Source organism: Modestobacter lapidis (genome assembly GCF_054780755.1).
Genome location: NZ_BAAGVS010000004.1, coordinates 161,693 through 182,002 on the forward strand (window position 1 = coordinate 161,693; position 20,310 = coordinate 182,002).

General features: G+C 74.2%; 18 protein-coding genes. 8 read left to right on the top strand and 10 right to left on the bottom strand.

The genetic code is table 11. From position 1 onward, the window contains the following. Window positions 1-11: 11 nt before the first annotated feature. A complete protein-coding gene (locus ACYVG5_RS07760) occupies window positions 12-1,103 on the bottom strand; it encodes a GGDEF domain-containing protein (protein WP_460683077.1) in 1,092 nt (363 codons plus the stop codon). A 252-nt stretch (window positions 1,104-1,355) separates the two neighbouring features. On the opposite strand from ACYVG5_RS07760, the gene ACYVG5_RS07765 reads away from it, so the two are divergent. Further along, on the top strand, window positions 1,356-1,550 hold the full coding sequence (locus ACYVG5_RS07765) for a hypothetical protein (RefSeq protein ID WP_222044610.1): 195 nt from the start codon (window positions 1,356-1,358) through the stop codon (window positions 1,548-1,550). Between the two features lie 96 nt (window positions 1,551-1,646). After that, entirely contained in the window at window positions 1,647-2,342 is a 696-nt protein-coding gene (gene npdG, locus ACYVG5_RS07770) for an NADPH-dependent F420 reductase (RefSeq protein WP_222044612.1), read from the top strand. A 129-nt stretch (window positions 2,343-2,471) separates the two neighbouring features. On the opposite strand, the gene panB is transcribed toward npdG, so the two are convergent. Continuing rightward, window positions 2,472-3,302, bottom strand: coding sequence for a 3-methyl-2-oxobutanoate hydroxymethyltransferase (gene panB / locus ACYVG5_RS07775; RefSeq protein WP_222044614.1), 831 nt, complete (start codon window positions 3,300-3,302; stop codon window positions 2,472-2,474). Beyond that, on the bottom strand, window positions 3,299-5,140 hold the full coding sequence (locus tag ACYVG5_RS07780) for an NAD+ synthase (RefSeq protein ID WP_222044616.1): 1,842 nt from the start codon (window positions 5,138-5,140) through the stop codon (window positions 3,299-3,301). Before ACYVG5_RS07780 ends, panB begins: the two co-directional genes overlap by 4 nt. 206 nt (window positions 5,141-5,346) lie before the next feature. Between ACYVG5_RS07780 and glnA the strand changes: the two genes are divergently transcribed. From glnA to ACYVG5_RS07805, 5 genes are read left to right on the top strand one after another with little or no spacing between them, the layout of a single operon-like run. After that, window positions 5,347-6,687 (top strand): type I glutamate--ammonia ligase, encoded by a 1,341-nt coding sequence (gene glnA, locus ACYVG5_RS07785; protein WP_222045350.1) that lies wholly within the window; start codon window positions 5,347-5,349, stop codon window positions 6,685-6,687. Between the two features lie 52 nt (window positions 6,688-6,739). After that, window positions 6,740-7,480: a type 1 glutamine amidotransferase gene (locus tag ACYVG5_RS07790; protein ID WP_222044618.1), complete on the top strand. Its 741-nt coding sequence runs from the start codon at window positions 6,740-6,742 to the stop codon at window positions 7,478-7,480. Window position 7,481: 1 nt separating this feature from the next. After that, window positions 7,482-10,598, top strand: coding sequence for a bifunctional [glutamine synthetase] adenylyltransferase/[glutamine synthetase]-adenylyl-L-tyrosine phosphorylase (locus ACYVG5_RS07795; RefSeq protein WP_222044620.1), 3,117 nt, complete (start codon window positions 7,482-7,484; stop codon window positions 10,596-10,598). A 3-nt stretch (window positions 10,599-10,601) separates the two neighbouring features. Continuing rightward, on the top strand, window positions 10,602-11,222 hold the full coding sequence (locus tag ACYVG5_RS07800; RefSeq protein WP_222044622.1) for an FMN-binding negative transcriptional regulator: 621 nt from the start codon (window positions 10,602-10,604) through the stop codon (window positions 11,220-11,222). A 17-nt stretch (window positions 11,223-11,239) separates the two neighbouring features. Then, window positions 11,240-11,581 (top strand): CDGSH iron-sulfur domain-containing protein, encoded by a 342-nt coding sequence (locus ACYVG5_RS07805; RefSeq protein WP_460683078.1) that lies wholly within the window; start codon window positions 11,240-11,242, stop codon window positions 11,579-11,581. A gap of 60 nt (window positions 11,582-11,641) precedes the next feature. Here the strand turns inward: ACYVG5_RS07805 and ACYVG5_RS07810 are convergent, their stop codons facing one another. Together ACYVG5_RS07810 and ACYVG5_RS07815 are read right to left on the bottom strand one after the other, a co-directional pair. Next, a complete protein-coding gene (locus tag ACYVG5_RS07810; RefSeq protein WP_222045354.1) occupies window positions 11,642-12,655 on the bottom strand; it encodes an iron-containing redox enzyme family protein in 1,014 nt (337 codons plus the stop codon). Window positions 12,656-12,757: 102 nt separating this feature from the next. Then, entirely contained in the window at window positions 12,758-14,311 is a 1,554-nt protein-coding gene (locus ACYVG5_RS07815; protein ID WP_222044624.1) for a methyl-accepting chemotaxis protein, read from the bottom strand. 246 nt (window positions 14,312-14,557) lie between these two features. Here ACYVG5_RS07815 and ACYVG5_RS07820 point away from each other — a divergent pair, with 246 nt between their 5' ends. Further along, window positions 14,558-15,394 (top strand): IclR family transcriptional regulator domain-containing protein, encoded by an 837-nt coding sequence (locus tag ACYVG5_RS07820; protein WP_222044626.1) that lies wholly within the window; start codon window positions 14,558-14,560, stop codon window positions 15,392-15,394. Window positions 15,395-15,415: 21 nt separating this feature from the next. Here ACYVG5_RS07820 and ACYVG5_RS07825 read toward each other — a convergent pair whose 3' ends face one another. From ACYVG5_RS07825 to ACYVG5_RS07845, 5 genes are all read right to left on the bottom strand, one after another. After that, the gene (locus ACYVG5_RS07825; RefSeq protein ID WP_222044628.1) at window positions 15,416-16,447 is read right to left on the bottom strand and encodes a branched-chain amino acid ABC transporter permease; all 1,032 of its coding nucleotides are present in this window, start codon (window positions 16,445-16,447) and stop codon (window positions 15,416-15,418) included. Further along, window positions 16,444-17,313, bottom strand: coding sequence for a branched-chain amino acid ABC transporter permease (locus ACYVG5_RS07830; protein ID WP_222044630.1), 870 nt, complete (start codon window positions 17,311-17,313; stop codon window positions 16,444-16,446). The genes ACYVG5_RS07825 and ACYVG5_RS07830 overlap by 4 nt, the downstream gene beginning before the upstream one ends. Before the next feature lie 31 nt (window positions 17,314-17,344). Continuing rightward, entirely contained in the window at window positions 17,345-18,058 is a 714-nt protein-coding gene (locus ACYVG5_RS07835) for an ABC transporter ATP-binding protein (RefSeq protein ID WP_460683079.1), read from the bottom strand. A gap of 65 nt (window positions 18,059-18,123) precedes the next feature. After that, window positions 18,124-18,879, bottom strand: coding sequence for an ABC transporter ATP-binding protein (locus ACYVG5_RS07840; protein ID WP_222044634.1), 756 nt, complete (start codon window positions 18,877-18,879; stop codon window positions 18,124-18,126). Further along, window positions 18,879-20,177, bottom strand: coding sequence for an ABC transporter substrate-binding protein (locus ACYVG5_RS07845; RefSeq protein WP_222044636.1), 1,299 nt, complete (start codon window positions 20,175-20,177; stop codon window positions 18,879-18,881). The genes ACYVG5_RS07840 and ACYVG5_RS07845 overlap by 1 nt, the downstream gene beginning before the upstream one ends. Window positions 20,178-20,310 lie beyond the last annotated feature (133 nt).

Consider the following 20,310-nt stretch of genomic DNA (forward strand, 5'->3'; position numbering starts at 1 on the left):
CGGAGCCGCGGTCACGCGGTCTCGTCGGCGGGGTCGCGCGGGCGGGGCGGCGCCGCGCCGCGGGCCACCGTGACCCGGTCGCGCCCGGCGCGCTTGGCCTCGTACATCGCCGCATCGGCGCGGTCGATCAGCCGCCACAGCGCGTCGGTGACCTCGCCGACGGGCGTCGGGGCGGCCAGCGCCACGCCGATCGACACCGTCACCGCCCGGCCGGCCCCGGCGGCGCCCCGGGACACCGCCTGCCGGAGCCGCTCGGCGAGCCGGCGGGCCTCCGACGGATCGCTCACCAGCCCCAGCACCACGAGTTCCTCGCCCCCGGTGCGGGCCAGCACGTCGGCCGGCCGGACGGTCGTCGACAGCGCGGCCGCGACCGCACGCAGCACCGCGTCGCCGGCGGCGTGCCCGAAGTCGTCGTTGAGCCGCTTGAAGTGGTCCAGATCGAGCACCAGGGCGGCGACCCGCTGCCCGTCGCGGCGCGCCTGCCGCCAGATCCGCGGTGCCTGCGCGATCAGCCAGCGGCGGTTGGCCAGGCCGGTGAGCGGGTCGGTGGACGACAACGCCTCCGTCGCGGCGAGCAGCCGCTGCACGCGGCGACGGAGCAGGAACACCACCAGGGTGACCAGGTTCAGGACGGCGGAGTTCACGACGACCTGGACCGCCAGCGCCGCGGGGTCGGCGTAGTGGCCCGACAGCGCCGCCGCACAGGCGACGACGACCAGCACCATGTGCAGCGCCAGCGCCCGCGGGCCGAGGAACCAGGCCGCGGCGAAGCAGGCGAACAGCATCATCAGCGGCGGCGCGTACAGCAGCGGGTCGGTCGTCGTCCGGGCCACGACGACGTAGACGGCGTCGCCCACCACGACGAGTGCGGCGGTCACCCGGGGGCCCACCGACTGCCAGACCGCCAGCGCCGCGCCCAGCACGAGCAGCAGGGCCATCGTCGTGGCGTACACCGGGCGGCTGACCCCGTCGTCGCGCAGGACACCGTCGATGAACAGGTTCATCGACCCCAGCGACGCCCCGGCCGCCAGCAGCGCGGCCAGGCACCAGGCCGCCAGGCGCTGGTCACCGGACCGGCCGGCCGGCGCCGGTTCCCGATACACCCGGTCCGTCGTTCGTCGCCCGCGCCACAGCCTGGGCACGCCCCCGCGTGTCATGGCAGCAGGATGCCCGCTCCGGCCCCGGAACACGTGGGTCCGGTGCGCGCGACACCAGCGGTCTCACCCGTACAGGGCATGGCGGGGTGGCGATCCGGACGACGATCCGGACGAGGGTCCGGACAGCGGCCGAGCGACCACGATGCCAGGGTGGGGGGCCGGGCGTGGACCGCACGCACCCGAGGAGAGGAGTCGGCCGTGGACGAGGGTTCCTGGTTCTACTGTCTGAAGCACGACGCGGTGGAGACGCGCGACGGCTGCGCCGAGCGCCACCGGCTCGGGCCGTACGACACCCGGGCGGAGGCCGAGCAGGCGCTGCAGATCGTCGCCGAGCGCAACGAGAAGGCCGACGCCGAGGACCGCGCCTGGAAGGACGGGAAGCGGCCCGAGTGAGCAGCTGACCGAGGCGCCGACCCCGCGCGGAGCCGCGCGGGCATGATCTGGGGAGGACGGCCCGGACTCCCGGGCCGCCGGGGGACGGGAGACGTCATGAGCGAGGGACGCGCGGTCGGGGACCTGGTGGTCGGCGTGCTCGGCGGCACCGGGGCGCAGGGCCGGGGGCTCGCCGTCCGGCTGGCCGCTGCCGGGCAGCGGGTGCTGCTCGGTTCGCGCGACGCCGACCGGGCGGCCGAGGTGGCCGCCACCGTCACCGAACGCTCGTCGGCGGCCGCCGGCGGAGTCGAGACCTCGGTGCAGGGTGGCTCGAACACCGACGTCGCCGGCGCCGCGGACCTGGTGATCGTGGCCGTCCCCTACGCCGGCCACGCCGACACCCTCGCCGAGCTGGCCTCACCGCTGGCCGGGAAGGTCGTCGTCGACTGCGTGGTGCCGATGGGCTGGGACGAGCTGGGCGCCTACGTGCTCGACGTCCCGGATGGCAGCGTGTGCCAGCAGGCCGCCGCGCTGCTGCCCGACAGCTTCGTCGTCGGCGCCTTCCACCATCTGTCCGCGGTCACCCTCGAGGACCTCTCGCTGCCCACCCTCGACGGCGACGTGCTCGTGGTCGGCGACGTTCGCGAGGCCACCGACCTGGTGCAGGCCCTGGCCGGTCGGCTGCCCGGCATGCGGGGCGTCTACGCCGGCCGGCTGCGCAACGCGCGCCAGGTGGAGGCGCTGACGATCAACCTGGTCTCGGTCAACCGCCGCTACAAGGCCCACGCCGGCATCCGGGTCACCGACGTCTGAGGTAAGCAAGGGAAGGGGACGTGACCACCGACTGGTGACGTGACCCGGTTGACCGAGAACGGACCCAGCGGCTCAACGCACGTCGGGACGGATCCTGGCCGCGGTGCGGCCCGAAGGGTCGCGATGTGCTCAGTCGAACGAATGTTCCTTGCCCGGAAAAGAGCCCTCGCGGACCTCGGTGGCGTACTCCTGGGCCGCCGCGAGCAGCTGGCCGCGCAGGTCGGCGTACTTCTTCACGAATTTCGGTACCCGACCGGAGGTGAGGCCGGCCATGTCCGGCCAGACCAGCACCTGGGCGTCGCAGTCGACGCCGGCGCCGATGCCGATCGTCGGGATGGCCAGCTCCCTGGTCACCTGGCCGGCGATCGCAGCGGGCACCATCTCCAGGACGACGGCGAAGGCCCCGGCCTCCTGTACCGCGTGCGCGTCGGCCAGCAACTGGTCGGCCCCGGCGCCCCGGCCCTGCACCCGGAACCCGCCCAGCGCGTGCTCGCTCTGCGGGGTGAAACCGATGTGCGCCATGACCGGGACGCCGTTCTCGGCCAGCTTCCGGATCTGCGGCGCGACCCGCAGGCCGCCCTCGAGCTTGACCGCCTGCGCCCCGCCCTCCTTCATCATCCGGACGGCGGTGCCGAACGCCTGCTCCGCCGACAGCTCGTAGCTGCCGAAGGGCAGGTCGGCCACGACTAGCGCCCGCGTGGTGGAGCGGGTGACCGCCCTGGTCATCAGCAGCAGGTCCTCGACGGTGACCGGCACGGTGGAGCTGTGCCCGAGGACGACGTTGCCCGCCGAATCGCCGACCAGCAGGACCGGGATGCCCGCCTCCTCGAACACCGCCGCGGCGTAGGTGTCGTAGGCGGTGAGCATCGCCCACCGCTCACCCCGGGCCTTGGCCTGCTGCAGGTGGTGCACGCGCACCCGCGCGGAGGAGCCCCCGCCGTAGAGCACGGATTCCGTCATGGCACAGCCCCTTCGCGGACGCTGGGCAGGGACTCCCGCCAGCGGTTGGTGATCGGCAGGCGCCGGTCACGGCCGAACGCCTTCAGCGAGATCTTGGTACCCGGTGCGGACTGGCGGCGCTTGAACTCCGACATGTCGACCAGCCGCAGCACCCGGGCTACCACCGCCGGGTCGTGGCCCCGCTCCAGCAGCTCGGCCATGCCCAGGTCGCGGTCGACGTAGTCGGCGACGACGGCGTCGAGCTCCTCGTAGGAGGGCAGCGAGTCGGAGTCCTGCTGGCCGGGTGCCAGCTCGGCCGACGGCGGCTTGTCGATGGAGTTCTGCGGGATCGGCTCGGTCTCCCCCAGCTCACGGGCGCGGGCGTTGCGCCAGCGGGACAGCTCCCAGACCAGCGTCTTGGGCACGTCCTTGATCGGGGCGAACCCCCCGGCGGCGTCGCCGTAGAGCGTGGAGTACCCGACGGCGACCTCGCTCTTGTTGCTGGTGGCCAGCAGCAGGTGGCCGTGCTGGTTGGACAGCCCCATCAGCAGGGTGCCGCGCACCCGCGCCTGCAGGTTCTCCGCCGCGACGCCGGTGAGCTCCACCGAGCCGCGGAAGGCCGCCACCATGGGCGCGATCGGGACGACGGAGTAGTGCAGCCCGAGCCGCTGCGCCGAGTCGGCCGCGTCGCTCAGTGAGTGCTCGCTGGAGTACTCGCTGGGCAGCGCCACCCCGTGCACCCGGTCGGCCCCGAGGGCGTCGACGGCGAGCGCGGCGACCATCGCGGAGTCGATGCCCCCGGACAGGCCGAACACCACCGACGGCATGCCGTTCTTGTCGATGAAGTCGCGCAGCCCCAGCACCAGCGCCCGCCACACCTCCTCGCAGTCGCCGAGCGGCTCGGCGATGCTGCCCGGCCGCGGGTCGAAGGCGGGCAGCGGCTCTTCCGACAGCAGGTGGCGGGTGACGGTCATCGGGCCGATCCGGCCCTCCCGGCGCCCGGGGACGGCGGCCGGGTCGATGGCCAGGTCGACGGTCGCCAGGTGCTCGACGAACTGCGGCGCGCGGGCCAGCAGCTGCCCGTCGGGGGCGACGGCCAGCGAGTCGCCGTCGAAGACCAGCTCGTCCTGCCCGCCCACCTGGTTGCAGTAGACGACCGTGGCGCGGGCCTCGGCGGCGCGGCGGCGGACCAGCGGCAGCCGCAGGTCGTCCTTGGCCCGCTCGTAGGGGGAGGCGTTGGGGGAGACGACGACGTCGACGCCGGCCCGGCCGGCGATCCCGCAGGGGCCGCCCTCGACCCACAGGTCCTCGCAGATGGTGAGGGCCACGTCGACGCCGTGCAGCCGCACCACCGGGAGCTCGGTGCCCGGCACGAAGTAGCGGGCCTCGTCGAAGACGCCGTAGTTGGGCAGGTGCCGCTTGTAGTAGCGGACGACGACCTCCCCGCCGTACAGCAGGGCCGCGGCGTTGCGCGGGGCACCGCGGCGCGGGTTGGCGTCGCCGGGTGCGTCCTCGTCGCCGGTCGGCGCGCGGTCGACCGGAGCCGGCCCGCTGCCCGGCGTGTGCGCCAGGTACCCGACCACCACCGCGGTGCCGCCCAGCCCCTGGTCGGCCAGGTCGGCGGCCAGGCCGACCAGCGCCTGCTCGCTCGCCCGGGCGAACGACTCGCGCAGGACGAGGTCCTCCGGCGGGTACCCGGTCAGCGTCATCTCGGGGAACACCACTAGGTGGGCGCCGGCCCCGGCGGCCCGGGCGGCCCACCGGTGGACGAGGTCCACGTTGCCGGCCAGGTCGCCGACCCGGGTGTCGACCTGGGCCAGGGCCACCCGCAACTGGCGCGTTCGCTGCTCGTCGCTCACCGGGCCAGTCTGGTCGGCACCGTGCGGGCGTGGCCAGGCGGGGACGCCGGCTGCCGGTGGCGCCCGTCGCACCGGCCCCCGCCGCTGCCGAGCGCCCGCGACACGCGGGGACCTTCTCCGGTCGCGTTGGCCACCCGGTACCCGGAGGAGGCAGGCTTGGGGCCGCCGACACACACGCGAAACAGGTGGACCCGATCATGGCGAGCATGGACCGACAGCAGGAGTTCGTCCTGCGCACCCTCGAAGAGCGCGACATCCGGTTCGTGCGGCTCTGGTTCACCGACGTCTCGGGCTATCTCAAGGCCGTCGCGGTGGCCCCGGCCGAGATCGAGGCGGCCTTCGCGGAGGGCATCGGCTTCGACGGCTCGGCGATCGAGGGCTTCGCCCGGGTCTACGAGTCCGACATGCTCGCCAAGCCCGACCCGGGCACCTTCCAGGTGCTCCCGGCCACCCGTGGCCAGGTCAGCGAGACCGCGCGGATGTTCTGCGACATCACGCTGCCCGACGGGTCCCCGGCCTGGGCCGACCCGCGGCACGTGCTGCGCCGGGCGCTGGCCAAGGCCGCCGACATGGGCTTCACCTTCTACACCCACCCCGAGATCGAGTTCTTCCTGCTCAAGGATCTCCCCACCGACGGCAGCCCGCCCGAGCCGGCCGACAACGGCGGCTACTTCGACCTGTCCACGCACAACGTGGCGCACGACTTCCGGCGCGAGGCAGTCTTCGCCCTCGAGGCGATGGGCATCTCGGTGGAGTTCAGCCACCACGAGGTCGCGCCCGGCCAGCAGGAGATCGACCTGCGCTACGCCGACGCACTGTCGATGGCCGACAACATCATGACGTTGCGCCACGTCGTGCGTGAGGTCGCGCTCGCCCAGGGGGTGCACGCCACCTTCATGCCCAAGCCGTTCACCGACCTGGCCGGCTCGGCGATGCACACCCACCTGTCGCTGTTCGAGGGCGACCGGAACGCCTTCCACGACCCGGCCGACCCGATGCGGCTGTCCACCACGGCCAAGCAGTTCATCGCCGGGCTGCTGGTGCACGCCCGGGAGGTGACGGCGGTGACCAACCAGACCGTCAACTCCTACCGCCGCCTGCTGGCCGGCACCGAGGCGCCGACCGCGGCGACGTGGGGCCGGGCCAACCGCTCCGCGCTGGTGCGGCTGCCCGAGTACAAGCCGAACAAGGGCAACTCGGCCCGGGTCGAGGTCCGGTCGCCGGACTCCGCCTGCAACCCCTACCTGACCTTCGCGGTGCTCCTGGCCGCCGGGCTGCGCGGGATCGAGAAGGGCTACGAGCTGCCGGCCGAGGCCGAGGACGACGTCTGGTCGCTGACCGACACCGAGCGGCGGGCGGCCGGCTACCAGGACCTGCCGGTGTCCCTGGGCGAGGCGCTCAGCGCGATGCAGGGCAGCGAGCTGGTCGCCGAGACCCTGGGCGAGCACGTCTTCGACTTCTTCCTGCGCAACAAGTGGGAGGAGTTCAACACCTACCGCCGCAACGTGACCCCGTTCGAGCTCCAGCGCTACCTCCCCGGCCTCTAACCGGGCTTTCGGTACCGAAAGTCCGGAGGGCGGTCGCGGTTAACCTCTGGGGGTGGCCCGCCTGCTCGTCGTCGTCCCCTCTGACACCGACCCGCCGACCCGGCTGGGGGAGTGGCTGCGCGAGGCCGGGCTGGAGCTCGACGAGCGGCGGCCGGCGGCCGGCGAGCCGCTGCCGGCCGATCTGAGCGGGCACGACGGGCTGGTGGTGCTCGGCGGGCCGCAGTCGTCGCTGGACCCCGAGGACGTCGCCCCGGAGCTCGTCGGCGTGCGACGGCTGCTGGGCCAGGCGGTCGCCGGCGACGTCCCGACGCTGGCGGTCTGCCTGGGCGCCCAGCTGCTCGCCCAGGTGGCCGGCGGCAGCACGCGGATCGGGGTGGACGGCCCCGAGGTGGGTGCCGTGCTGGTCGCCAAGCGCGACGCCGCCGACCGTGACCCGGTGTTCGGCCCGCTGCCGCTCACCCCCGACGTGATCGCGTGGCACCACGACGAGATCGACCGGCTGCCACCGGGAGCGACCCTGCTGGCCAGCAACCCCGTCTACCCGAACCAGGCCTACCGGGTGGGGCGGCACGTATACGGGCTGCAGTTCCACATCGAGACCGACGAGGCGCTCGTGCGGGTCTGGGCGGCCAGCGACCCGGTCGGGGTGGCCAGCAGCGGGCTGGACGCCGAGGAGGTGTGCGCGCGGGCCGCCGCGGTGCACCCCGACCTGGCCGAGATCTGGGCACCGTTCGCTGTCCGGTTCGCCGGCCTGGTCCGCGACGCCGCGGGCGCTGCGGCCGTCGGCGGCTGACGTGGCGATCGCCCCCGCCGGTCCGGGCACCGAGGACGACGTCCCCCGGCGCGCGGTCGTCCGGCTGGCCCGCTTCGGGTTCGACGACGGGGCCCGCGCCGCCCGGCTGCTGTCGTCCCCCGCCCTCGGCCTCTGGGACCTCGAGCGCAACGAGCCGGCCGACCCGGAGGCCGCGCCGGTGGTCTCCGCGCTGGCCCGGGCCGGCGACCCCGACCTCGCCGTATTCTCCCTCCGCCGGCTGGTGGAGGCTCTCGACGCCGCCGACCCGGCCGGCGGCTCGGCCGCCCAGCTGCTGGCCCGGCTGCGCGGCTCGGCGCCGCTGCGCGCCCGGCTGCTCGCGGTCCTGGGTGCCAGCTCGGGGCTGGCCGACCACCTGGCCGTCCACCCCGGCGACTGGACGGTGCTGGACGGCGACGGGCGCGGGGCGGCCCGACCCACCCCGCAGGCCCTGGAACGAACGATGCTGGTCGCCGTCGGCGCCGACCCCGACGACCCACCGTGGGGCGTCCGGCTGGGCCGTCCCACGCCGGACGCCTCGCCGGCCCGGGTGCGGGCGCTGCGGCTGGCCTACCTGCGCGCGGTGCTCTCGCTGGCCGGGCGCGACCTCGGGGACGGGCTGCAGGCCGATGACGTGGCCGGCGAGCTGGCCGACATCGCCGGCGCCGTGCTGACCGCCGGGCTGGCCATCGCCGTCGCCGAGCAGCCCGCCGACGCCGCGCCCTGCCGGCTGGCCGTCATCGGGCTGGGCAAGTGCGGCGGTCGGGAGCTGAACTACGTCAGCGACGTCGACGTGGTCTTCGTCGCCGAACCGGTCGAGCCGGGCGACGACGACGCGGCGGCGCTGACCGTCGCAACCCGGGTCGCGGGGGCGCTGATGCGGATCTGCGGGGAGGCCGCGTGGGAGGTCGACGCCGCGCTGCGTCCGGAGGGCAAGGCGGGCAGCCTGGTGCGCACCACCGCCGGCCACCGCGCCTACTACGAGCAGTGGGCCAGCACCTGGGAGTTTCAGGCATTGCTGAAGATGCGGCCGGTGGCCGGCGACCCGGCCCTGGGCCGCGAGTACGTCGACGCGGTCTGGCCGCTGGTGTGGCAGGCGGGCGAGCGCCCCGGCTTCGTCGCCGACATCCAGGCCATGCGCCGCCGGGTCGAGCAGCACGTTCCGCCGGCCCAGGCCGGCCGGGAGCTGAAGCTGGGCCGTGGTGGGCTGCGCGACGTCGAGTTCAGCGTGCAGCTGCTGCAGCTGGTGCACGGTCGGGTCGACGTCTCGCTGCGGGTCGGCGGCACGGTGCCGGCGCTGACCGTGCTCGGCTCCGGTGGCTACGTCGGCCGGGACGACGTCGCGACGCTGGTGGCCTCCTACCGGTTCCTGCGCACCGTCGAGCACCGGCTGCAGCTGCTGCGGATGCGGCGCACGCACCTGCTGCCCACCGACGCCGACCAGCTGCGCTGGCTGGCCCGGTCACTGGGCTACAAGCCCGACCAGCGCGGTGACGCGGTCGCGGTGCTGCGGGCCGAGCTGGCGCTGCACACCCGCGAGGTGCGCCGCCTGCACGAGAAGCTCTTCTACCGGCCGCTGCTCTCCGCGGTGGCCCGGGCGCCGGGGGAGCAGCTCTACCTGGGTTCGCAGGCCGCCGGCGAATGGCTGCGGGCCCTGGGCTTCCTGGACGCCGACAGCGCGCTCCGGCACCTGACCGCGCTGACCGGCGGGCTGTCCCGCTCGGCGAAGATGCAGCGCTACCTGCTGCCGGTGCTGCTGCAGACCTTCGCCTCCTGCGCGGACCCCGACGCCGGGCTGCTGGCCTACCGGCGGGTGAGCGAGGCGCTGGGCAGTGACCAGTGGTTCCTCCGGCTGCTGCGTGACGAGGGGCAGGTCGCGGAGCGGCTGGCCGTGCTGCTGGGGTCCAGCCAGTACGTCGCCGGCCTGCTGACCCGCACCCCGGAGGCGCTGCGCATCCTCGCCGACGACGCCCAGCTGGAGCCGCGCAGCGGGAACGCGCTGGCATCGGCGTGGCGGCAGGCGGTAGCCCGCGCCGGTGACCCGGCGGCGGGGGTGCGGGTGCTGCGCTCGTTGCGCCGCACCGAGCTGCTCCGGATCGCGTGCGCTGACCTGCTCGGCCGGCTGGACGTCCGGCAGGTCGGGCGGGCGCTGCACGCCGTCGCCGTCGCCACCCTGCGGGCCGGGCTGGACGCCGCGGTGCGCAGCTGGGCCGCGGAGGCCGGCGTGCCCGCCGACGAGGTGCCGGTCGACCTGGCGGTCATCGGCATGGGCCGGCTCGGCGGCGCGGAGATGGGCTACGGCTCGGACGCCGACGTCCTGTTCGTGCACCGCGCGCGGGCGGGGGCCGAAGAGGGCAAGGCGGCCGCCGCGGCCAACTCCATCGTGCACGCCCTGCGCCGCCTGCTGGCCGAGCCGGCCCCCGACCCCGCCTTCGAGGTGGACGCCAACCTGCGGCCCGAGGGCCGGCAGGGTGCGATGTCCCGGAGCCTGACCGCCTTCGGCGAGTACTACGAACGGTGGGTCTCCACCTGGGAGGTGCAGGCCCTGCTGCGGGCCGAGCCGGTGGCCGGCGACGAGGAGCTGGGCCGGGCCTTCGTCGACCTGATCGACCCGTTGCGCTACCCGGCCGACGGGCTGACGCCCGAGCAGGTCGCCGAGATCCGCCGGATCAAGGCCCGGGTGGATAGCGAGCGGCTCCCACGCGGCGCGGATCCGGCGACCCACACCAAGCTGGGCCGCGGTGGCCTGGCCGACGTGGAGTGGACGGTGCAGCTGCTCCAGCTCCAGCACGCCCACCGCCACCCCGGCCTGCGGGTGACTCCCACCATCCAGGCGCTGGGCGCGCTCACGGACGCCGGTCTGCTGGACATCGGGCAGGCCGCCGCCCTGCAGACGGCCTGGGAGCTCGCCAGCCGGGCGCGCAACGCCGTGTTCCTGGTCCGCGGGCGCCCCGGGGACCAGCTGCCCCGGCAGGGCCTGGAGCTCAGCGGCGTGGCCCGGGCCTGCGGGTACGACGCGGACGTCGACCCCGGCCAGTTCCTCGACGACTACCGGCGGGTGACCCGGCACGCCCACGCGGTGGTCGACCACGTCTTCTACGACCGACCCGAGGAGAGCTGACCGGTGTACGTACCCGAGCACTTCGCCGCGCCCGACGACGCCCTGGCCCAGCTGATGGCCGCCCCCGGGGCGGTCGACCTGGTGAGCGCCACCGCCGGCGGCCTGGTGGCCACGACCCTGCCGATGCTGCACGACCCCGACGCCGGCACCCTCTGCGGGCACCTGGCGCGCACGAACACCCAGTGGCGGGACACCGTCGGCGAGGTGCTGGTCATCGTCCGGGGCCCGGACGCCTACGTGTCGCCGTCCTGGTACGCCGGCAAGGCCGAGCACGGACGGGTGGTGCCGACCTGGGACTACGTGGTCGCCCACGTCCACGGCGCGCTGGTCCGGCACGAGGACGCCGCCTGGCTGAGCGCCCACGTGCGGCGGCTCACCGACGTCCACGAGGTCGCCCGCGCCGAGCCGTGGTCGGTCGACGACGCCCCGGACCACTTCGTGACCGGCCAGCTGCGGGCCATCGTGGGGGTGGAGGTGCGCATCTCCCGGGTCGAGGCGAAGTGGAAGCTGTCGCAGAACCGTTCGGCGGCCGACGTCGACGGGGTGGTGCGGGGGCTGCTGGCCGACGGGCAGCCGGTTGCCGCCGCCGCGGTCGAGCGGGCGCGGCGGCCGGCCGGCTCGTGACCGGGGACCATGGCCTCGTGCCCACCCCGCCCGTGCCCGACCCGACCGACGACCCGACCGACGAGCTGACCGGCGAGCTGACCGACGAGGTCGCCGCCGGCCTGCCCGCCGCCCCTGCGGGCGGACGCACCACGATCACGCCCTACCGTGACGGCCCGCTGCTGGTGCGGGGCGAGTTCCGGCTGGTCGACACCGACGGCAACGAGATCGACCCGGGCCGTCGCACGGTGGCGCTGTGCCGGTGCGGGAAGTCGGGTATCAAGCCGTTCTGCGACGGCACCCACAAGCTGACCGGCTTCACCGCGGAGAGCGCCCCCGCGCGGCCGCGGCCGGCCGCCCGGATCGACCGCGACAGCTGAAGAAGGACCCACTGCCCCCCACCGCTCGCGAGCTCGCGAGCGGGACCCTGCAGGGGGCCGCTAGGCGGCCAGCGGCTCGTCCCGGCGCAGGCCCGACCGGCCGGCCTCCCAGGCGCCCAGCAGGTGCACGGCGGTCAGCCCGTCGACGGCCAGCGCGCAGCGGGCGCCGAACAGCACGTCAGCGGTGAGCGAGGGGTCATCGGCGACCAGCGAGCCGCACATGTCGACCGAGGCGATCTGCTCGTGCACCGCGTCGGCCTCGACGTGCTCGTCGTAGAAGACCGAGGTGCCGGGGGAGAACCCCAGCCGGCGCAGGCCCAGGGAGTACCGACGGCTGGGCTCGGACGAGGTCATCTCCACCGCCGTCAGGTGCCCGAGGCAGGCCGCCCGCCAACGCCGGTGCAGACCGAACAACGACATGGTGTTCACCGAGGCGAAGGTGACCGCCGGGGCGTCGTCCCAGAGGGCGCCGTACCCGTCGTCCAGGCCCAGATCGCGCAGCAGCCCGGCGAACAGCCGGCTGTGCATGCGCTCGGCCGACCCGCCGCCGTACTCGTCGGCCTGGATTTCGACCATCGCGGCCTTGGCCCGCCCCGAGATCCGGGGGATGGCCCAGGTGTGCGGGTCGCCCTCCTTGAGGTGGTAGACGGAGCGGAGAGTGAGGTACTCGCGCCACTGCTCGAGCGTGCCGCGCCTGGCCAGGTACCCCGACAGCGAGGGCCCGTCGTCGGCGGCGATCGCCGCCGTGAGCTGCTGGTCGACCGGGGCGTCGGTGACCTCGACGTCGCCCACCAGGTCGTGCAGGGCCGCGGTGTGCCGCTCCTCCAGCAGCGCCCGCACACCGAGCAGCCCCGGGTCCCACTCCCACCCGTCGTCGACGCCGTCGAAGCCGTGGTAATGCAGCTCGTAGCAGATCGCCAGAGCGAGCTGGAGGTCCTCGTCAGCGAGCGGGTCGGTGGTCTGTGCGGCCAGCGTCTCCGCGGCCGACCGCGTCCGGGTGGTCAGGGACCGGCCGGCGCGCAGGTCGGCACGCAGTGCCGCGCTCAGGGGCCCCCGTGGCTTGGGCAGTCGCATGGTGACGATCATGCCCAGCGGGGCAGGACCACGAACCTCGGCCCGGGGTGACCCAGCTGACGGTTCCGGCTCCCCGGCCCGCTACGGGATCCTGCCAACTTCCTAGTCGCGTCGCTCGAAGGCGGTCGCCATCGTCGCCTGCTCCTCCAGCGCCGCACCGATCCGGGCCTGCACGGTGTCGAGCTCGCCGATGATCTCGCTGGTGGCGTGGATGCCCTCGGCCACCGACCGGCTGCTGGCCTGGATGCCGGCGATCTGCTCGGAGACCCGCTGGGTGGCGTTGGCGGTCTCCCGCGCCAGGTCCTTCACCTCGCTGGCGACGACGGCGAAGCCCTTGCCCAGCTCGCCGGCGCGGGCGGCCTCGATGGTGGCGTTCAGCGCCAGCAGGTTCGTCTGGTCGGCGATCCCGGAGATGATCCTGATGACCTCGCCGACGGCGGCCGACGCCTGGCCGAGCGCCTCCACCTCGGCGGTCATCGTCGACGCCTGGCCGACCGCGTGCTCCGCCACCCGGCCGGCGTCCCCGGCGGCCTCGCGCAGCCGCTCGACGGTGTCCAGCAGCGCCAGGGCGTTGGCCGAGTCCTCCTCCGAGCGGCGCAGCACGTCCAGCCGCTGGGAGACCAGCTGCTGCACGTTGCGCAGCGCCGAGGCGCGGGACTCCGACAGGTCGATGGTCTCGGTGACGAAGAAGTCCATCGTGCCGACCACCCGGCCGCCGACGATCAGCGGGAAGCAGACGCCGGACCGGACGCCGGCGCGCTGCGCGGCCGGAGCCCGCACGCAGTCGGTCATCTCGCCGATGTCCCGGACGAAGTACAGGTCGCGGGACCGCCAGGTGCGGCCGGACAGCCCCACGCCCTCGGAGAAGCTGGCGTTCAGCGTGACCTTGCGGAACTCCTCGCCCGCCGAACCGGACTCCTGCTGGAAACGCAGCACGTTGGCCACCGGGTCCAGCGCCCAGTAGGAGCCGTAGGCCCAGCCGAACGACTCGCGCACCGTGTCCAGCGCGATCCTCAGCGCCGCCTGCTGGTCCCGGGCGGCGCCCATCTCCGCGACGACACTGGTCACGGCCAGCCGGTCGTTGAGGCTCTGGCTCAGCTGGGCAGTGGCCAGCGCCGCCCGGCGCGCGTGCGCGAGCAGCCGCCCCAGCGAGTTCCACTTCTCCTCCCGGCCGCCGAAGAAGGGCAGCTCGTCGCGGCTGTAGTACTCGGTGAGCGCCACGACCCGGTGGCCCTCGACGACGGGGAGGACGCACCCACGCCGCGCACCTGCCGACAGGGCGCCCTGCCAGCGCAGGCAGACGCCCGGGTCGCTGGTGGAGTCGGTCAGGACCGCCTCCTTCGTCCGGATCGCCTGGCCGCCGTACCCGTCGGTCGCCGTCAGCCGGTCCACCCGGCCGCCGGGGGAGGTCGCCATCCCCGGAACGAGATCGCCGTACTCGCCCCGGAGACGGAACGCACCGTTCGCGTCGGGCAACCAGACCGCGCCGTAGGCCAGCCCCAGCGAGCCGACCAGCGACTCGGTGCTCTTCCGGTAGGCGTCCACCTCGTCGGCGACGCCGCGGTCGAGGACGGCGATCACGGTCTCCAGCGCCTCGACGTCGCGGGGCATCTCCACCGGGGCCGCCTTCACCGGGTTGCTGTTGCGCCGCCGCATCGCCATCTCCATCTCGCCAAGAACCCTGCGGGGCGCCCTGCCGGGCCGCCGCGCTGCTCCCCGTCCGGTTGCTGCGCAACCGCGTCCGGGAAGGACTTCGGCAGCGGACCGGCGGTGTTGAGCCGGGCCCCGCCGGAGTACGGACGGAGCCGGGACGGAAGACCGCTCGCCAGGAGGGCGCCGGTCCACTAGCGTTCGCCTGGCGAACCCGTTGCAGCAGCAGATCACCGCCCCGTGGAGGACCCGATGAGCGTCGCCGAAGCCGCCGGCCGGTGGGACGAGGGCACCCGGTCGGTGCTGCCCGGGCCCGGGTCCGATGCCCCGGCCACCGAGTACGTCCGCGCGCTCGACCGGGGGCTGGCGGTGGTCCGCGCCTTCGACGCCCAGCACCCGCGCCGCAGCCTGTCCGAGGTCGCCCGCGCGGTCGGGTTGGCCCCCGCGACCGCCCGCCGGCTGCTGCACACGCTGCAGGCACTGGACTACGTGCGCACCGACGGGCTGGTCTGGTGGCTGCGGCCCCGCCTGCTGGAGCTCGGGCAGGCATACCTGGCCACCACCACGGTCTGGGACGTCGTCCGCGAGCGGCTGACCCGGCTGGCCGGTGACGTGCGCGAGACGTCGTCCGCGGGCGTCCTGGAGGGCGACGACGTGCTCTACGTCGTCCGGGTGCCCTACCGCCGGATCATGTCGATGAACGTCGAGGTGGGCACCCGTATCCCCGCCTTCGCCTCCTCCATGGGCCGGGTGCTGCTGGCCGCGCTGGATGCCGACGCCCTGGAGGCGACCCTCGCCCGGGCCGACCTGCGGCCGATCACCCCGCACACCGTCTCCTCGGTGACCGCCCTCCGTGATCTGGTCACCGAGGTGCGCGAGCAGGGCTGGTGCCTGATGGAGCAGGAACTGGAGGCGGGCATCCAGTGCGTCGCTGCCCCGGTGCACGACGCCTCCGGTCGGGTCGTCGCCGCGGTCACCGTCTCCACGCACACCACCCGGGTGCGGCCCGGTGAGCTCCGCGATCGGCTGCTGCCGGCGCTGCTCGAGGCCGCCGCGGACATCGACGAGGACCTCCGCCGCCGCGGCTGACCGTCGGCGGTGGCCGGTCGGTCAGCCGCGCGGGCCCACCCGGTACCCCACCGGGAACAGTTCGACCCGACCTCGGGTGAGGCCCCAGAGGCCCTTCGGCGCGACCAGCGTGATCACCACGGCGACGACCCCGACGACGACCAGGTACCAGTTGCCCAGCTCGGCCAGGGTGTCCTGCAGCAGATAGAACACGATGGCCCCCACGAGGGGCCCCTCGATGGTGCCGATCCCGCCGATCACCACGATGAAGATCATCATCGCCGAGTAGTCGACGCTGAAGATCGACCCCGGCTGCACCCGCAGGGTGTTGGCCACGATCATCGCGCCGGCCAGCCCGCACCCGGCGGCGGCCACCACGTAGACCAGTCGCTTGGCCCGGTCGACCGCCACGCCGGAGGAGGCGGCCGCGGTGGGGTCGTCGCGGATGGCGGTCAGGGCCAGCCCGGTGCGGGAGCGCATCAGCAGGTAGACGCCCAGCACCACCACGACGGCGATGGTCAGCGACATCCAGTAGACGTAGGCGATCCGGAACACCGGGTCCAGGCCGGAGAACGCAGTGAGCGAGGCGCCGGACCCGGCGCCCACCGCGTCGACCTGGGTGACCAGCAACCGGACCACTTCGGCGATGACCCAGGTGCCGATCGCGAAGTAGCCACCGGTCAGCCGGAAGGCCAGGTAGGACGTCGGCCAGGCGACCAGGCCGCAGACGACGGCGGCGACCGGCACCGCCAGGAACGGATCGAGGCCCAGGTTGGTGGCGAGGTACACCAGCCCGTACCCACCGATGCCGATGAAAGCCTGCTGGCCGATCGAGATCATCCCGCCGTAGCCGGCCAGCAGGTTCCACATGGTGCCCAGCACCACCAGGGAGAACAGGCCGACGAGGTCGATCTGGGTGCCCCGGGAGGACATGAAGGGGAGGTAGACCAGCACCGCGACGACGGCGACCATCGCGACCGCCCCGATCCGGGCGGACCGCCCGCCGCGACGGACCTTCGGCGGCGTCGTCCCCGCGGGGCGGGTGGCCCCGGCGGCCGGCTGGACGCCGGTCACGCGGTCACCGCCGAGGGCAGCAGGCCGCGCGGGCGGACCGCGAGGACGGCGAGGAAGACGAGGTGCCCGGCGAGGACGCCGTACGCCGGGTCGATGGCCGCGCCGAGCCCCTGGGCCACCCCGAGCACCACGCCGCCGAGGAGGGTGCCCCACAGCGAGCCGAGACCGCCGATGACCACCGCCTCGAAGGCGAAGATCAGCGTGGTCGCTCCCGCGCTGGGGTCGAAGGTGCTGCGGCTGCCGAGGAAGACCCCGGCGATGGCCACCGTGCCCAGCGCGATCGCCGTGGCCACCGCGTAGAGGCGGCGGTTGTCGATGCCCATCAGCTGGGCGGCCTCCTGGTCGTCACTGGTGGCCCGCATCGCCCGGCCGGTTCGGGTACGGGCGAGGAACTGGCCCAGCCCGGCGATGACCAGCACCCCGGCCGCGGCGGCGAGCAGCGGGAACCAGCCGATGGCGAGCCCGTCGGTCAGCTCGATGCTGGCACCGCCGAACGCGCCGACGTCCAGCCGCTGGGTGTCGGCGGAGAAGGTCTCCAGCAGGAGGTTCTGGATGACGATGGCCAGGCCGAAGGTGACCAGCAGGGGAGCGAGCTCACCACCGCGCAGGGCCCGGTCCAGCAGGGCCCGCTGCAGCGCGTAGCCGAGGGCGGCCATGGCCGGCACCACCACCAGCAGCGACAGGAACGGGTTCCAGCCCAGGTGTTCACCCAGCAGCAGCGAGCCGTAGGCGGCCAGCACCGCGAGCACGCCGTGGGCGAGGTTGACGATGCGCATCACGCCGAACACGAGCGAGAGCCCGGCGGCGACCAGGGCGTACAGCCCGCCGAGCAGCACCCCCTGCACGACGGCGTTGACGGTGTTCACGGCGCTCCCTGGGGTGCGGGGACGGGGCGGCTCACCGGCGCACCCCGAAATAGGCGGCGGCGAGCTCGGCCGGGTCGATCCGGTCGGCGGCCCCCTCGAGGACGGTGCGTCCCTCCAGCAGGCACTGCACCCGGTCGGCGACGGAGATCGCCTGGTGCACGTCCTGTTCCACGACGAGCACGGTGGTGCCCTGCTCGGTGATCCGGGGGAGGGCGGCGTACAGCTGGCGGACGATCACCGGCGCCAGTCCGAGGGAGACCTCGTCGAGCAGCAACAGGCGGGGGTTCGCCATCAGCGAGCGGCCGATCGCGACCGCCTGCTGCTCGCCGCCGGACAGGTTGGCCGCCGGCCGGGCCCGCCGCTCGGCGACCAGGGGGAACAGCTCGTAGACCGCCGGTAGGTCCCACGGCCCGGGACGCCGCGCATAGGCGCCCACCTGGAGGTTCTCCTCGACGGTCAGGCTGGGGAACAGCCGCCGGCCTTCCGGGCACAGCGAGATGCCGCTGCCGACGCGCTGGTGGGCCGACAGCGCCGTCACCACCCGGCCGTCGAACCGGACCTCGCCCCGGGTCGGCCGCAGCACCCCGGCGATCGTCTTGAGCAGCGTCGACTTGCCGGCCCCGTTGGCGCCGATGACGGCCAGTGTCTCGCCCTCGGCGACGGTCACGGTGAGCCCGCGCAGCGCCGGGACGTCGCCGTACCCGGCATCGACGTCGTCGACGTGCAGCAGCGGCGCGGAACTCACGTGGCCTCCTCGCTGGCGCTCGTCGGTCGCGTTCGCGGACCTGCTGTGCTCGTTCGTGAGCTCGCTCACGTGGCCTCCACCACCGGGTCGTCGCCGCCGATCGTCGACCCCAGGTAGACCTCGACCACCTGGGGATCGGCGAGCACGGCGTGCGGGTCGCCCACGGCGAGCACCCGGCCGTAGGTGAGGCACAGCAGCCGGGTCACCACCGCGACCAGCGCGTGCACGACGTGCTCGATCCACACCACGGCGACGCCCTGGGCGACCAGGCCCCGCACCGTCTCCACCAGGGCGGGGACCTCGGCCTCGGTGAGGCCGCCGGCGATCTCGTCCAGCAGCACCAGCCGCGGCTCGGTGGCCAGGGCCCGGGCCAGCTCCAGCCGCTTGCGGTCCAGCAGCCGCAGCGATCCGGCCGGGACGTCGGCCTGGTTCCCGAGGCCCGCGGTCTCCAGCGCCCCCCAGGCGCAGTCGGTGGCCGCCCGGCCGCTGTGGCCGCCGCCGAAGGAGGCGGCCACCAGCGCGTTCTCCAGCACCGTCATCCCGCCGAAGGGGCGGGGGATCTGGTAGCTGCGCCCCATCCCGGCGCGGCAGCGGGCCGCCGCGCCGGCCCGGGTGACGTCGGCGCCGTCGAAAGTGACCGATCCGGCGTCGGGGCGCAGCACCCCGTTGACCACGTTGAGCAGGGTGGACTTCCCGGCCCCGTTCGGACCGACGATCCCGAACGCCTCACCCGGGGCGAGGGAGAAGGAGACGTCGTCGAGGACGGTCAGGCGGCCGAACCGCTTGCCGACCCCGGCGACCTCCAGGAGCGGTGCCGCCATCAGTTCAGCGGCTCGACCGTGCCGGCGGTGGGGATCTGGGGGGCTTCGCTGTTGCTCACGATGACGAGCTCGAAGGGGTGCTCGCCGCCCTCGGTGGCCCGCCACTGGCCGCCGACCAGCGGGGTCTTGGCGACGTTGGGCACCGGGCCCGAGGTCCAGTCGACGTCGCCGGCGATGGTCGGTGTCGACAGCGTGGCGACGGCGTCGGCGATGGCCTGCGCCTCGGTGCTGTCGGCCTCGGTGAGTGCCGCGACGGCGACCTCGAACAGTGCGTGCACGATGCCGACCGGCTGGGTCCACTGCCGGCCGGTCTCGGCCTCGTAGGCGTCGGCCAGCTCCTGGGCGGACTGCCCGGTCAGCGAGGAGGAGAACGGGTGCTGCGGGCTCCACCACACCTCCGAGCTCAGCCCGTCGGCCGAGGCTCCGATCGCCTCGACGGCGGAGGGGAAGAGCAGCGCCTTGGCGATCGTGGCGATCCGGGGGGTGTAGCCCTGCTGCTGGGCCTGCTGCCAGAACGTGGTGAAGTCCGGCGGGATGGGCACACCGGCCAGGATCTGGGCGTCGGCGGCCTGGAAGGCCGAGATCTGCGCACTGAAGTCCTGGGTGCCGTTCTCGTAGAGGCCCGGGTCGACGATGGTGTATCCGTTGGGCTGCACCGCGGTCGGGAAGTCCGCGCTCCAGGCGTTGCCGTCGGGGTCGTTGGGCCACAGGGCGCCGACGACCTTGTTGGTCTCGACCTGGCCCCACATGTCCTGGTAGACGGCCTCGACGTCCTCCAGGCCCCAGAAGAAGTGGTACGTCCAGTCGAAGGAGTCGCCCTCCTCCGCGCCGCGGCCGAAGAAGAACGGCTGCCAGGGCGCCGCGGTGGTGATGCAGGGCACCCCGTTGGCCTCGCACTGGTCGGCGACCGGGTTGACGGTGTCCGGCGTGGAGGCGGCCAGGATCAGGTCGGCGCCGACGTCGTTGATCAGCTCGGCGGTCACCTCGCCGGCCCGCACGGAGTCCGACTGGGTGTCCCGGACCTCGATCTCGACGTCGTAGGAGGTGCCGCCCAGCTCCAGCGGATTGTCGGCGAAGTAGGCCGCCATCTGGTCGACGACGAAGGCATCGGCCTCGCCGAAGGGAGCCAGTGCGCCGCTCTGCGGGGTCACGTAGCCGATGGTCAGCGTGGCGTCGTCACCGCCGCCGCCACCCCCGTCGTCGTCGCCGAGCCCGCCACCGCAGGCGGTGAGGGTGAGCAGACCGGCGCCGAGGGCGGCCAGCCCGCGGACCGGGAAGCGGGAGGCGGGTGTGCGCACGGTGATCTCCTCGTCGAGTTCGCAGCGTTCGTCAGCCGAAGGGGAATCCGGCTGGCGGGCGGAGTGAACTGCTCGGATGGTTGCTGTGTCAACGGTCACAGCGCCTCCGGTACGGAGACGTGATCTCGTGCGG